This window comes from Nocardioides agri (genome assembly GCF_013778305.1).
Taxonomy (GTDB): domain Bacteria; phylum Actinomycetota; class Actinomycetes; order Propionibacteriales; family Nocardioidaceae; genus Nocardioides; species Nocardioides agri.
In genome coordinates this window covers 2,848,260-2,861,850 of sequence record NZ_JACEIC010000002.1, presented here as the reverse complement: position 1 = coordinate 2,861,850, position 13,591 = coordinate 2,848,260, and the positions used below count along the sequence as shown (strand labels likewise).

At 71.9% G+C, this 13,591-nt stretch carries 13 protein-coding genes; 8 read left to right on the top strand and 5 right to left on the bottom strand.

Annotated features, from left to right (window positions below; all coding sequences use genetic code 11):
- Window positions 1–23 precede the first annotated feature (23 nt).
- Window positions 24–530, top strand: a complete 507-nt coding sequence (locus HZF07_RS18395) for a hypothetical protein (protein ID WP_157343655.1) — start codon at window positions 24–26, stop codon at window positions 528–530.
- Here the strand turns inward: HZF07_RS18395 and HZF07_RS18390 are convergent.
- The gene (locus HZF07_RS18390) at window positions 512–1,084 is read right to left on the bottom strand and encodes a DNA-3-methyladenine glycosylase I (protein WP_157343653.1); all 573 of its coding nucleotides are present in this window, start codon (window positions 1,082–1,084) and stop codon (window positions 512–514) included. The genes HZF07_RS18395 and HZF07_RS18390 overlap by 19 nt on opposite strands.
- 206 nt (window positions 1,085–1,290) lie before the next feature.
- On the opposite strand from HZF07_RS18390, the gene HZF07_RS18385 reads away from it, so the two are divergent.
- The 3 genes from HZF07_RS18385 to HZF07_RS18375 are packed head-to-tail and all read left to right on the top strand — an operon-like array spanning window position 1,291 to window position 3,926.
- On the top strand, window positions 1,291–1,896 hold the full coding sequence (locus HZF07_RS18385) for a hypothetical protein (protein ID WP_157343651.1): 606 nt from the start codon (window positions 1,291–1,293) through the stop codon (window positions 1,894–1,896).
- Between the two features lie 28 nt (window positions 1,897–1,924).
- Window positions 1,925–3,460, top strand: a complete 1,536-nt coding sequence (locus tag HZF07_RS18380; protein WP_157343650.1) for a signal peptidase I — start codon at window positions 1,925–1,927, stop codon at window positions 3,458–3,460.
- 31 nt (window positions 3,461–3,491) lie between these two features.
- Complete coding sequence (locus tag HZF07_RS18375; RefSeq protein WP_157343648.1) at window positions 3,492–3,926, top strand: CHRD domain-containing protein; 435 nt, start codon at window positions 3,492–3,494, stop codon at window positions 3,924–3,926.
- A 6-nt stretch (window positions 3,927–3,932) separates the two neighbouring features.
- Here the strand turns inward: HZF07_RS18375 and HZF07_RS18370 are convergent, their stop codons facing one another.
- Both HZF07_RS18370 and HZF07_RS18365 read right to left on the bottom strand, forming a co-directional pair.
- Window positions 3,933–4,904 (bottom strand): pirin family protein, encoded by a 972-nt coding sequence (locus HZF07_RS18370; RefSeq protein WP_157343646.1) that lies wholly within the window; start codon window positions 4,902–4,904, stop codon window positions 3,933–3,935.
- Window positions 4,901–7,264, bottom strand: coding sequence for an FdhF/YdeP family oxidoreductase (locus HZF07_RS18365; RefSeq protein ID WP_181645360.1), 2,364 nt, complete (start codon window positions 7,262–7,264; stop codon window positions 4,901–4,903). Before HZF07_RS18365 ends, HZF07_RS18370 begins: the two co-directional genes overlap by 4 nt.
- A gap of 156 nt (window positions 7,265–7,420) precedes the next feature.
- Here HZF07_RS18365 and HZF07_RS18360 point away from each other — a divergent pair, with 156 nt between their 5' ends.
- Window positions 7,421–8,173: a hypothetical protein gene (locus HZF07_RS18360; protein ID WP_157343644.1), complete on the top strand. Its 753-nt coding sequence runs from the start codon at window positions 7,421–7,423 to the stop codon at window positions 8,171–8,173.
- Window positions 8,174–8,182: 9 nt separating this feature from the next.
- On the opposite strand, the gene HZF07_RS18355 is transcribed toward HZF07_RS18360, so the two are convergent.
- A complete protein-coding gene (locus HZF07_RS18355) occupies window positions 8,183–8,485 on the bottom strand; it encodes a DUF1905 domain-containing protein (RefSeq protein WP_157343642.1) in 303 nt (100 codons plus the stop codon).
- Window positions 8,486–8,487: 2 nt separating this feature from the next.
- Window positions 8,488–9,690, bottom strand: coding sequence for a homogentisate 1,2-dioxygenase (locus tag HZF07_RS18350; protein ID WP_157343640.1), 1,203 nt, complete (start codon window positions 9,688–9,690; stop codon window positions 8,488–8,490).
- A 69-nt stretch (window positions 9,691–9,759) separates the two neighbouring features.
- Between HZF07_RS18350 and HZF07_RS18345 the strand changes: the two genes are divergently transcribed.
- From HZF07_RS18345 to HZF07_RS18335, 3 genes are all read left to right on the top strand, one after another.
- Window positions 9,760–10,611 (top strand): hypothetical protein, encoded by an 852-nt coding sequence (locus HZF07_RS18345; RefSeq protein WP_309504838.1) that lies wholly within the window; start codon window positions 9,760–9,762, stop codon window positions 10,609–10,611.
- Window positions 10,608–11,783 carry a fumarylacetoacetase gene (gene fahA, locus HZF07_RS18340; protein ID WP_157343638.1) on the top strand — a complete coding sequence of 392 codons (1,176 nt, stop codon included), beginning with the start codon at window positions 10,608–10,610 and terminating at the stop codon, window positions 11,781–11,783. The genes HZF07_RS18345 and fahA overlap by 4 nt, the downstream gene beginning before the upstream one ends.
- A gap of 342 nt (window positions 11,784–12,125) precedes the next feature.
- On the top strand, window positions 12,126–13,322 hold the full coding sequence (locus tag HZF07_RS18335) for an HNH endonuclease signature motif containing protein (protein ID WP_309504837.1): 1,197 nt from the start codon (window positions 12,126–12,128) through the stop codon (window positions 13,320–13,322).
- Window positions 13,323–13,591: the final 269 nt, after the last annotated feature.

Below are 13,591 nucleotides of genomic sequence, written 5' to 3'. Positions count from 1 at the left end.
CCCCGCGAGTGCGACGTCGCCCGATGAGCTGGGACGGACGGGCATTCGGCAGCTCGGTCGGCGTGGTCGGCGGCGAGGTGTTCGTGCAGCTGGGCGCGGGCGGACTGCCCGGCGAGGCCATCATCCGGACTGTGGGCGTGGTCGCCGGCCTGGCCGTCCTGGCGACGATCGTGCGCTACGCACGCTCCGACGCCGAGCCGCCGCCCCCGCCCTCGCCGGCCGCCGTGCGCTGGTACGGCGTCTGCGTGCTCGCGATGGTCGCCGCGATCCCGCTCGGCTCCGCCGTCCTCCGCGCGGCCGACCGGGCCGAGCTGGTGCCGATCTGGGTCGTGACGGTCGTCGGCGCGCACTTCGCCCCGTTCGCGCGGCTCTTCGGCCAACCGGTGTTCGCCCGGCTCTCGGGCGCGCTCGTCGCCGTCGGCCTGCTCGGCGGCGCCCTCACGCTGGCGGGGCTCGCGGACGGTCCGGGGTGGACCCTCGTGGCCGCAGGGGCAGTGCTGCTGTGGTTCGCTCACCTGCCGCGGCGGTGACAGCCGATCAGGTGCGGGTCGAAGATCCCGATCGCCTCCATCAGGGCGTACATCGTGGTCGGGCCGACGAACGCGAAGCCGCGCCGCTTCAGCTCCTTCGAGAGCGCGACGGACTCCGCCGAGGTGGTCGCCATCTCCGCGGTGTCGTGCCAGGCGGGCGGGTCGGTCGGCGCGAAGCCGAGGACGAGCGCCTCGAGCCCCCCCGACTCGCGGAGCGCCACGGTCGCGCGTGCGTTGGTGATCGCGGCGTCGATCTTCATCCGGTTGCGGACGATGCGTGACTCACCCATCAGCCGCTCGACGTCCGCGTCGTCGTACGCCGCGACCGCGTCGGCGTCGAAGCCCGCGAAGACCTCCCGGAAGGCCTCGCGCTTGTTGAGGATCGTCGACCAGGACAGCCCCGACTGGAACGCCTCGAGCGTCAGCCGCTCGAGGTATGCCGCCTCGCCGCTCACCCGCCGACCCCACTCGTGGTCGTGGTAGTCGCGCATCACGCCCGGGCCGCCCGCCCACGGGCAGCGCGCGAAGCCGTCCTCGCCGAGCAGCGGTCCCATGGGGCCATCCTCGCAGCGGTCGGGCGAGTCTTCACGGCGGGATCTGCAAGTTTCTTGAGGTTCCACTCAGGTTGAAACGTCAACCTTGAGGAGTCGACTGGCCGGACGTGCGTCCGCGCCTGCTCGCCACGCTCTCGAACCCTCGGCCCGGAACGGTGCCGTGCCCCGGAGAAGCCGGGGGGTCGGAACCACCTCAGGAGACATGCATGAAGAAGCCCAGCCCGCGCGCCACCAAGGTGATGGCCGCGACCGTCACCCCGCTCGCCGTCGTCGCCGCCGGCGCGATGGTCTACCAGGCGTCGTACGCCGCGTTCACCGGCCAGACCCGCACCTCGGGCAACGACTTCTCGACCGGCAGCGTCGCGCTGACCGACGACGACAACGGCGCGGCCCGCTTCCAGGTCGCCTCGATGAAGCCGGGCGACACCGACACCCGCTGCATCAAGGTCACGGCCAACGCGTCCGTGCCGGGCAAGGTCAGGGGCTACGTCGTCAACCCGATCCCGTCGGGCAAGGGCCTCGAGGACCGCATCAAGATGTCGGTCGCCGAGGGCGACGGCGGCTCGTTCGCCAGCTGCAACGGCTTCGTGAAGACGGGCGACGTCTTCACGAGCACCCCCATGTCCCAGCTGTTCCAGGCCAACTCCTACGCCACCGCGGTCGGTGGCTGGGACGTGCCCGCCGGCACCTCCACCCGGACCTACCAGATCACCTGGTCATTCGACACCTCCGGTCTGACCCAGACCCAGATCGACCAGCTCCAGGGCGCGCACACGGGCTTCGACTTCCAGTGGGAGCTGCAGTCCAACTGACCTCAGGGTCACCACGAAGGACGACGAGATGAGTGAGGAGGTGCGGCACGTGCGAGGGACGGCCACACCTCCCCCCACCTCGGCCGAGGTCGGGTCCACCGCATGGGGGTGGACCCGGGTCCTCGGCATCCTGATGGCCCGCGCCTACCGGGCGATGCTGCTCACCCTGGTTGCGATCAGCGTCATCCCGATGCTCTGGGGGTGGGGCACCTTCCTCGTCAGGAGCGGGTCGATGGAGCCAGGCATCTCGGTCGGCGACATCGCGCTGACCCAGGACATCGGCACCGAGTCCAAGCTGCCGGTCGGCCGGGTGATGCTCTTCGAGAACCCTGCCAAGGACGACGGCGAGCTGCTCCTGCACCGGGTCGTGGAGCGGCGCGACGACGGCCTGTTCACCACCGCCGGCGACGCCAACGACCTCACCGACTCCACGCCGGTGGCCCGCGAGGCGTTCACCCGCCAGGCCGTGCTGCTCGTCCCCTACGTCGGCAAGCCGGTCCACTGGCCCCAGACCGGCGACTTCCTGCGGCTCTTCGGCTGGTTGGTCCTGACCATGGGCGCCTTCCGGCTCGCCTCCCGCAGGCTGGTCGACGACGACCTCGACGAGATCGAGGACGACGCCGACGACGAGACCGGCTCCGGTGCCGACGTCGTCCGCCTGCCGCCGCTGCTCCCGCGGCGCAGCCCGGGCCGGCACGCGTCCCCGAGCCGCGCGCCCGGCGTCGCCCGCGGCGCCGCCGTCGGTGCGGTCGTCGTCACCGCACTGGCGGTCACCGCCGGCTCGATCCCCACGGCCTCGGCGGCGTTCACCGCGCGCACCCGCGACAGCGGCAACTCGTTCACGGTCGCGCCCGGGCTGCTCCAGACCTACCCGGCGGCGGTGAAGGCCGACGGCCCCGAGTTCCTGTGGCTGCTCGACGCCACCGGCGGCGTCGTCGCCAGCGACTGGTCCGGCAACAACCGGCTGGGCACCTACTACGGGATCGACGCCTACGGGCAGCCGGGCGCGCTCCCCAACAACCCGGGCTCCTCGGTGCTGCTCGGCGGCGGCTCCGACCGCATCGTCGAGGACGGCAACGCGCGCTGGGCGCCGTCGTCGTTCACCGCCGAGCTGTGGCTCAAGACCACCGACACCGGCAAGCTGATCGGCTTCGAGAACAGCCGCGACACCACCTCGAGCCGCTACGACCGCACCCTGCACCTCGACCCGAACGGCCGGCTCGTCTACGGCGCGTGGGATCCGTACGCCATCCAGGTCGTCCGGTCCACCAAGGCCTACAACGACGGCGCGTGGCACCACGTCGCGGTGAGCGTGTCGACCCAGAGCGTGCTGGGCGTGCCCTTCCAGTCGACCGCGCGGATCTACGCCGACGGCGTGAAGGTCGCCGAGGGCGGAGTGACGCTGCCCGAGGGCTACCTCGGCTGGTGGCGGGTCGGCTACGGCTCGATGCCGACCGGCACCGGCTTCCCCACGCCGTCGATCGCGATGAACGTCGACGCGGTCGCGGTCTACAACCAGGCGCTGAGCCAGGACGACATCGTCGACCACTGGAACAAGCGCTGAACCCGCTGGCCGGCCGGCACGTGTCCACCTCATGGACACCACGACCAGGACCTGCGCAGCGGGGCTCGCGCTCCTCGCCACGGCCAGCCTCACCGGCCTCGTCGCCCCCGCCGGCGCCGCGCCGGCCGAGCGCGCGACTCAACGGCTCTCGACCACGCTGCGTCCCAGTGGCGACGTGGACGGCTCGGGCACCGCGACGCTCACGCTGAACAAGGCGCGGAGGACGGTGTGCGCCACCATCACCTGGCGCAACATCGAGGCACCGGACGCCGCCCACATCCACCGGGCATCGGACGGCGGCATCGTCGTCGACCTGCACGGGTCGGTGACCGGCGGCCCGAGGTGCGCCACCGGCGTGCCGAAGCGGACGATCGCGAGGATCCTCGCGCACCCGCGTCGCTACTACGTCAACGTGCACAACCCGACGTACCCCGCCGGCGCCATCCAGGGCACCCTGCACCGCTGACCGGGACTACCGCCGCTCCCTGAGCCGCGCGTTGGGGAGCGGCGGCGCCGGGATCGGCGGCCGCTCGTCGCCGACCGGTACGCCGAACCACCCGTCGACCAGGCCGTCGTGGGTGATCTGCGCCTGCCACTCCGCCCGCCAGGCCACGACCTCCTCGTGGGTGCGCGCCACGATGTTCCACCACATGACGATCGGCTCGCCGAACGGCGGGCCGCCGAGCAGCAGCAGCCGCGCCGGGTGGTCGTGCGCCGCCAGCGTGAGCAGGTCGCGGCCGGGCGGCACGTACGCGAGGTCGCCCGCCTTGGCCTCGACGCCCTCGACCTCGACGACCCCGGTGTCGACCAGCACCCCGAGCTCGTACGCCGGGTCCACGTCGAGCACGACCGTCGCCGCCCCGTCGAGGCGGAGCTCGGCGCCGAGCAGCGGCGTGAAGGTCTCGACCGGGGACGTGTCGCCGAGCAGCGAGCCGAGGAAGACCCGGGCCTCGTAGCCGTCGCCGTGGACCGGTGCGGGCGCGTGGTGGGCGAAGCCGGGATCGGTGTGCCGCGCGGAGTCGGGCAGCGCCACCCACAGCTGGGCCCCGTGCAGCGTGGTGGTGGACTCCGGGGAGACCTCGGAGTGGCTGATGCCGCGCCCGGCGGTCATCAGGTTCACCTCGCCCGGGCGCACCATCGCGTGGTGGCCGGCGCTGTCGCGGTGCTCGACCTCGCCCGCGAAGAGCCAGCTCACCGTCTGCAGCCCCGTGTGCGGGTGCGGCGGCACCACCATGCCGCCGGTGTCGGCGACGTCGTCGGGACCGTAGTGGTCGACGAAGCACCAGGCCCCGATCAGCGAGCGCTGGCGCTGCGGGAGCGTACGGCGTACCCGCATGGCCCGCGGGCCGCCGAGCGGGACGTCGCGCGGCGTCATGATCTCGATGCCGGCGGCGACGGCGCTCTCGCAGACGACCTCCTCCGGCCTCTCCTCCGGGTTGCTCATGAGAGCTGGTCCGGCTCGACGGTGCGCTTGGCGTCGCCCGCGATGACGCTGCCGGCGTCGCTGACCTGCGCGTCGGTGCCGCCCGTGTCAGGCGCGAGCCGCACGATCACCGACTTCGAGGTCGGGCAGTTGCTGCCGATCGCGGTGGATCCGAGGGGCACCAGCGGGTTCGTCTCGGGGTAGTAGGCGGCCGCGCACCCGCGCGGCTGGTCGTAGGCGACGATCCGGAACGACGGCGCCCGGCGCTCGGACCCGTCCTCCCACTCGCTGACCAGGTCGACGCGCTGCCCGTCGCGCAGCCCGAACGCCTCGATGTCGTCGGGGTGCACGAACACCACGCGGCGGCCGTTGCGGATGCCGCGGTAGCGGTCGTCGAGGCCGTAGATCGTGGTGTTGAACTGGTCGTGCGAGCGGATCGTCTGCAGCAGCAGCCGGCCCTCGGGGACCTGCAGCACCTCGGTCGGGCTCACCGTGAAGATCGCGCGGTCCCGCTCGGTCGGGAAGGTGCGGCTGTCGCGCGGCGGGTGCGGCAGCACGAACCCGCCCGGGCGGTCGACCTTCTCGTCGTAGGCCGCGCAGCCGGGCACGACGCGCGCGATCCGGCGTCGGATCTCGGTGTAGTCGCTGCGGAACGCGGCCCACGGCAGGTCGTGCCGGTCCCCCAGCGTCGCCTCGGCCAGCGAGCAGACGATGTCGACCTCGGACCGCAGGTGCGGCGAGGCCGGCGACAGCGGCCCGTGCGAGGCGTGCACCGCCGACATCGAGTCCTCGACGGTCACCCGCTGCAACCGGCCGCCGGTGAGGTCGCGCTCGCTGCGCCCCATCGTCGGGAGGATCAGGGCCTCCCGCCCGTGCACGACGTGCGAGCGGTTGAGCTTGGTGGAGACGTGCACGGTCAGGTCGGCGGTGCGCATCGCTTCCTCGGTGACCTCGGTGTCGGGTGCGGCCGACACGAAGTTGCCGCCCATGCCGAAGAACACCTTGGCCTCGCCGTCGCGCAGCGCCTCGATCGCCGCGACCGTGTCGAGCCCGGGTTCGCGCGGCGGCTCGAACCCGAACTCGTCGCGCAGCCCGTCCAGGAAGTGCCCGGGCGGTCGCTCCCAGATGCCCATCGTGCGGTCGCCCTGGACGTTGGAGTGGCCGCGCACCGGGCAGAGACCGGCGCCGGGCTTGCCGATGTTGCCCTGGAGGAACGCGACGTTGGCGATCTCCTTCACCGTCGCGACGGCGTTGCGGTGCTGGGTGATGCCCATCGCCCAGCAGGTGACGGTCGCCGAGGAGTCGCGGAACATCCGCGCCGCCTCCTCGATCTGCGCTCGGTCGAGCCCGGTGGCCCGGCGTACGACGTCCCAGTCGAGCGTCCGGAGGTGCGCCGCCCAGTCCTCGAACCCGACCGTGTGCCGCTCGACGAAGTCGCGGTCGACGCAGCCCCACTCCAGGAGGAGCGAGCCGATCGCCTGGAACAGCGCGAGGTCGCCGTTGATCCGGACCGGCAGGTGCAGGTCGGCGAGCTCGGTGCCGCGGCCGGCGATGCCGCGCGCCTTCTGGGGGTTCTTGAACCGGACCAGCCCGGCCTCGCGGAGCGGGTTGATCGCCAGGATCCTGGCGCCGTTGCGCTTCGCGATCTCGAGGGCGGTCAGCATCCGCGGGTGGTTGGTGCCGGGGTTCTGGCCGGCGATCACGATCAGCTCGGCGTCATGGATGTCCTGCAGCGACACCGACCCCTTGCCGATGCCGATGACCTCGGCGAGCGCGACGGAGGTCGACTCGTGGCACATGTTCGAGCAGTCGGGCAGGTTGTTGGTGCCGAACGCGCGCACGAAGAGCTGGTAGGCGAACGCCGCCTCGTTAGAGGTCTTGCCGGAGGTGTAGAAGACGGCCTGGTCCGGGGAGTCGAGACCCCGCAGGTGACCGGCGATCGTCGCGAACGCCTCGTCCCAGGACACCGGCTCGTAGTGCGTGCCGTCCGGCCGCAGCCGCACCGGCTCGGTGATCCGTCCCTGCTGGCCCAGCCAGTAGTCGGTGCGGTCCCTCAGGTCGTCCAGCGGATGGGCGGCGAAGAAGTCGCGGTCGACGCGGCGCAGGGTCGCCTCCTCGGTGACCGCCTTGGCGCCGTTCTCGCAGAACTCGGCGGCGTGCCGGTGGCCGGGGGCGGGGTCGGGCCAGGCGCAGCCCTGGCAGTCGAAGCCGTCGACCTGGTTGAGGCGCCGCAGCGTCTGCGACGTACGCCGCAGTCCCATCTGCTCGACCGCCATCTTCAGCGCGACCGCCACCGCCTTCGGGCCGGCGACGGCCTCCGGCGGCTCCTCGACCTCGAGGCGGTGCTCGTCGACGTCGTGCTGGGGTGCTCTCCGGCTCACGTGTCCATCCTGCCCCGTGCTTCCACACCGCAGGAGTACCCCAGCACCGCCCGGCGGACTCGCCGGTCGCAATAGCCCGTCCGCACCCTGTCCTCCCCAGTGGCAGCGCCGCTAGGTTGCACGCAGCCCGAGTGACTCCCACCCGAGGAGCGACGCATGTCCGAGAACCTGCCCCCGCCGCCACCGCCCGAGCCCTCCATGTACCCGCCGGCCGGCGGTCAGGCCTGGAGCCTCGGCGAGGCGCTGTCCTACGGCTGGAAGAAGTTCCAGGAGAACGCCAGCCAGATCCTGCTCGCCGTCGTCGTGCTGTTCGTCGTCGCGCTCGTCACCGGGTTCATCGCCTGGGCCTTCCAGGCGCTGATGACGACGGACCCGACGTGCACCGTGACGAGCGAGGGATTCGACTGCGACGAGGGCTCCGGAACCCTGTGGCGGATGATCGTCGGTGGCATCGCGGCGGCGTTCCAGTACTTCGTCATGCTCGTCGTGGGAGCGGGCATCCTGCGGGGCGCCCTCGGCATCACCGACGGCCGGCCGTTCCAGACCGCCGAGATCTTCAAGACCGACCAGATCGGGGGGATCATCGTGGCGAGCCTGGTCGTCGGCCTCGCGACCGGCATCGGCTACGTGCTGTTCATCCTGCCGGGGGTCGTGATCGCCTTCCTGACGTCGTACACGCTCCTCTTCGTCATCGACCAGAACCTGCCCCCGATCGACGCGATCAGGGCCAGCTTCGACCTGACGACGAAGCACCTCGGCAACACGGTCGTCTGGTACGTCGTCGGCGGCCTGGTGGCGATCGCCGGCGCGATCGCCTGCGGCGTGGGCCTGCTGGTCACGATCCCACTGGTGATCATCGGGACGGCGTACACCTACAAGGTGCTCACGGCGCAGCCGGTCGCGGCCTGACCGACCGCCTCAGCCGTCCAGCACCGTCAGCCTGACCCGCGCCGAGTCCCCGAGGTCGAGGGACTCGGCGCGGCGTACGGCCTTCTTGAGGGGCAGCACGAAGCCGCGGGTCTTGTCGGGGAAGACCGACGTGCGCCAGGTCGAGCCGCCGATGCTCACCTCGACGCGGACCGAGCCGAAGCCGCGTGGCGGGCCGGCGCGCAGCCGGATCTCCTCGGTCTCGTCCTCGGGCACGGTCAGGAACACCCACGACGAGCCCGCGGGCGCGGCGTCCCACTCCCAGAGCACCGCGTCGAACTCGCAGGACCACATGGTCAGGAGTTGGAGAACACCGCGGGGTCGTCGGGGCCGCGGCCGGCCCACGTCCACGCGTAGGCCGGGTCCTCGACCGCGAGGCCGCCCTCGCCCAGGTCGAGCGGGGCGAAGGTGTCGACCATGACCGCCGACTCCTCGAAGTACTCGACGCCCAGCGACGCCTCGACGGCCGACGGCTGCGGGCCGTGCGCGTAGCCGCCCGGGTGCAGCGAGATCGAGCCGAGCCCGATGCCCGAGCCCTTGCGCGCCTCGTAGTCGCCGCCGACGTAGAACATGACCTCGTCCGAGTCGACGTTGGAGTGGTAGTAGGGCACCGGGATCGACAGCGGGTGGTAGTCGACCTTGCGCGGCAGGAAGTTGCAGACCACGAAGTTGTGGCCCTCGAAGACCTGGTGCACCGGCGGCGGCTGGTGCACCTTGCCGGTGATCGGCATGTAGTCCTCGATGTTGAACGTGTAGGGATAGAGGCAGCCGTCCCAGCCGACCACGTCGAAGGGATGGGTCGCGTAGGTGAGCCGGGTGCCGACGATGCCGGCGCTCGTGCGGTGCTTGACCAGCACCTCGACGTCCTCGCCCTCCTGCGTGAAGGTCTGCTCGGGGCCGTACAGGTCGCGCTCGCAGTAGGGCGCGTGCTCGAGCAGCTGGCCGTAGCGGGAGAGGTAGCGCTTGGGCGGGGCGATGTGGCTGTTGGCCTCGATCGCGTAGAGCTGGCTGGGCTCGGCCGGCACCCAGCGGTGCGTCGTCGCGCGCGGCACGATCACGTAGTCGCCGGCGCGGTAGCCGATCACCCCGAAGACGGTCTCGACCACGCCGGTGCCGGACTCGACGTAGACACACTCGTCGCCGATCGCGTTGCGGTAGTACGGCGACGCCTCGGTGCCCGTCACGACGTACGAGATCCGCACGTCGTTGTTGCCGAGGACCAGGCGGCGGTCGGTCACGGCGTCGGTCCCGGTCGGGAGGTCGTGGAGCTTGAGGTGGCGCGGCTTGAGCGGGTGGTTGGGCGTCCGGCTCTGGTCGGGGAGCTCCCAGACCTCGCTGCCGACGATCGCCGACGGGACGCCGCGGTGGTAGAGCAGCGAGGAGTCGGAGGAGAAGCCCTCCTCCCCCATCAGCTCCTCGAAGTAGAGCCGCCCGTCGGGGTCGCGGTGCTGGGTGTGCCGCTTGGGCGGCACCTCGCCGAGCCGTCGGTAGTGCGCCATCGTCCCTCCACGTCGTCCGATAATCGAACGCACTCGTCCGTTATCTGGCCTCTGGTTAGAGTAGCGAGCGTGTCAACGGAACCGCTGCCCGCCGCCTGGCGGGGACTCGTCGACGATGCCGCGATCTTCCCGCCCGGCGACCTGCCGCTGGGCGAGGCGGCGGCCGCGCACCGGGCCCACCGGGACACGCCCTACGCCGACCTGGTCGGCAGCTTCGTGGTGCGCGACACCGACCTGCCGGCGCTCAAGGCGACCCCGCTCGTGCTGTCGGTCGTCGTCACCGGCGGTGCCGGACAGGTCGCCGGGACCGCCGGGCTGGCGCGCAAGCTGCACGTCGCCGTGGCCGGCGTGGAGATCGCGCTGCGCGACCCCGAGGACCCGGTCGGCGCCGCGCGGCGGGTGGGCGCCGCCGTCGACGCCGCCCGCAGCGACGGCCTGCTGGACGAGGAGGTGCCGGTGTACGTCGAGCTGCCGCACGTCGGCTCGACCGGCGCCTGGCTCGCGGCTGCCGACGAGGTGGCCGCCCGGGAGTTCCGCCTGAAGTTCCGCACCGGCGGCCTGGAGGCAGGCGCCTTCCCGGCCGCGCACGCGCTGGCCAGGTGGATCGACGCCGCGCTCGACCGCGAGACGCCCTTCAAGTGCACCGCCGGACTGCACAACGCGATCCGGCACACCGGGACCGACGGGTTCGAGCACCACGGGTTCCTCAACGTGCTGGCCGCGACCCGGCTCGCCTTCGACGGCACCCCGCTCGACGAGGTGGTCGGCGTCCTGGAGGAGCGCTCGCCGGCGGCCGTCGTCGAGACCGCCGCCGAGCTCGACCTGGCCGGCGCGCGACGCTGGTTCACGTCGTTCGGCTCCTGCTCGGTCTCGGAGCCCCTCGACGACCTGCTCGCCCTCGGACTGCTGGAGAACGCATGACCTGCTGGGTACCCGGCGCCGCCGGCTCGCTCTACGACATCGACAACCTGCCCTACGGGGTCTTCTCGCGGCCGGGCGAGGAGCCGCGGGTCGGCGTCCGTGTCGGCGACTTCGTGGTCGACCTCGCACCGGTCGCCGCGGCCGAGATGCTCGACGTGCACCACGTCTTCCAGGAGCGGAGCCTCAACCCGCTGATGGCCGAGGGCAGGCTCGTGCGCGAGTCCGTGCGCCGCTGGGTGACGGGGCTGCTCAGTGACGAGACCGAACGCGACCTGGTCGAGCCGTCGCTGGTCCCGCTGGCCGACGTCACGCTGCACCTGCCCGTCGAGGTCGCCGACTACGTGGACTTCTACGCCTCGGTCGACCACGCCTCCAACGTCGGGCGGATCTTCCGCCCGGACCAGGAGCCCCTGCTCCCGAACTGGAAGCACCTCCCGGTCGGCTACCACGGCCGCGCGGGCACCGTCGTCGCGTCGGGCACGCCGATCGTGCGGCCGTCCGGCCAACGACGTGGCACGTCGGGTCCCACCGTCGGCCCGTCCGCGCGCCTCGACATCGAGGCGGAGCTGGGCTTCGTCGTCGGCGTCGGCTCGACGCTCGGATCCCCGGTCTCGTACGCCGCCTTCGCCGACCACGTCTTCGGTGTCGTCGGGCTCAACGACTGGTCCGCACGCGACATCCAGGCCTGGGAGTACGTGCCCCTCGGCCCCTTCCTCGGCAAGTCCTTCGCCACCTCGATCTCGCACTGGGTGACGCCGCTCGAGGCGCTGTCGGCCGCCTGGGTCCCGCTGCCCGACCAGGACCCGGAGCCCCTGCCCTACCTGGGTCCTGGCGACACCCAGGGCCTCGACATCTCCGTCGAGGTCGTGGTGAACGGGTCGATCATCAGCCGACCGCCGTACCGCACGATGTACTGGTCGCCAGCCCAGATGCTGGCCCACATGACCGTCAACGGCGCCTCCCTCCGCACCGGCGACCTCTACGGCTCCGGCACCATCAGCGGCCCCGACCCCGACTCCCGCGGTTCGCTGCTGGAGATCGGCTGGGGCGACGAGTCCGCCTTCCTCGCCGACGGCGACACCGTCACCCTGCGCTACACCGCCCCCTCGGCCTCCGGCGGCCGGCTGGCGCTCGGTGAGGTCGTCGGCCGCGTGGAGCCGTCCGCGGGCTGACAGCGGCCTGCGGCGGGCGCGGCGGGCTCTGGGTTGCGGTCGCTTTCCGGGTTTCCGGCCGCACCGGTGGTTGAGGAAGGCGCGCTAGCGCGCCTGTCCCGAAACCACCGACCCCCGACAGCGGCTTGCGGGTCGCTTGGGGTCGGCGCCGCAAGGCAGCAAAGCGGGCGCGGGGTAGCGGTCTCTTTCCGGGTTTCCGGCCGCCTCCCTCGCCCTCGCAAAATTGTTCCTGTGGATTGTCCACATACCGGGCAAAGACTGGGTTCTGGGGACCTGACTGTCGGTGGTCGGTGCTTGGATTTCTCTATGACAGCGATCGCCGCTCCCAGACACCGAGTGTCGGTGGCGACCGCCCGTGTCCACCAGGAGCTCGACGCTGTGGCCGGGGCGTCGGTGTGGTCGATGGACGAGTCCGAGACCGCCGCCACGCTTGTCGCGCTGGATCGTGCCGAGGCCAAGTTGGCGGAGCTGAAGGCCCGCGTCGCGGCCCATGCCGACGACCTCCACGTCGGCCAGGAGGTGGCCGCCTCCAGTGCCGCGAACTGGCTGGCGCACCAGACCCAGCAGACCCGTGCCGAGACCTACCGGACGGTGCGGCTCGGGCACGACCTCGAGCAGCACCCCCTGACCCGGACCGCGCTCGCCGCCGGGCGGGTCTGTGTCGACCAGGCCCGCGTCATCGTGCAGGCCGTCGACCGGCTCCCCGCCGACGTGCAGCCCCGCGCCGAGCAGCACCTGCTGGCCGAAGCGGCCCACCACGACGCCAAGGCCCTGCGGATCCTGGGCAAGCGGCTCTACGAGGTCATCGACCCCGACGCCGCCGACGCGGATGAGGCCGCTGTGCTGGCGCGTGAGGAAGCGTCGGCGATGAATGCCTGCCGCCTCACGATGCACGACGACGGCCACGGCCAGACCCACGGCCGGTTCACCATCCCCACGTTCCACGGTGCCGCGCTGCGCAAGATGCTGGCCGCGATCACCGCCCCCAAGCACCAACGCGCCACCCACGGCGCGGGTGTCGAGTGGGTGCCCGGCCCGGAGGCGATGGGGCAGGCGTTCTGCGCTCTGATCGAGCGCTTCCCGGTCGCGCAGCTGCCGAAGCTGGGCGGCCTCACCGCCACCCTGGTCGTCACCATCACCGAGGACTCGCTGTTGGGACGGGTCGAGCGGGCCGGTCTCCTCGATACCGGCGACCGCATCTCCCCCGGCGCCGCGCGGCGGCTGCTGTGCGAGGCCGGCGTCGTCCCCGTCGTGCTCGGCGGTGACTCGGTGCCCATCGACGTCGGCCGGGAGCGGCGGTTCCACCCCAAGTACCAGCGCATCGCGATCACGGTCCGTGACCAGGGCTGCCGCGCCGAGGGCTGCGACCGCAAGCTCGGTCTCCACACCCACCATGGGACCCGGTGGGTCGACGGAGGGAAGACGACCGTCGATCAGGGCATCGCCCTGTGCCCGTGGCACCACGCCCGCATCCACGACACCACCTACGAGGCCCGGATGCAGCCCTCCGGCAAGGTCGCCTTCCACCGGCGGACGTAGACCGGAGATCTTGATCCACCAGGTGCACCAGAAACTCCGTCCTAACCGCTGGAACATCCGCGCGCCCGACCGCAGGTCGGCGTCCTCCCGATAGGCGCCGAACTCGTCCGGAGACAGGTCAGTCAAGGGCGGCGAAGCCGGCGAAGCGAACCCTTGACGGACCTGGCGGAGGACGAACAATGGCGCCCCCGGGAGGACGACGACACCACATCCGGAGTGAGGACAGCACCCGCCGAGGCGTAATCCCCTTGAGCCTCGGCGCCGACCCC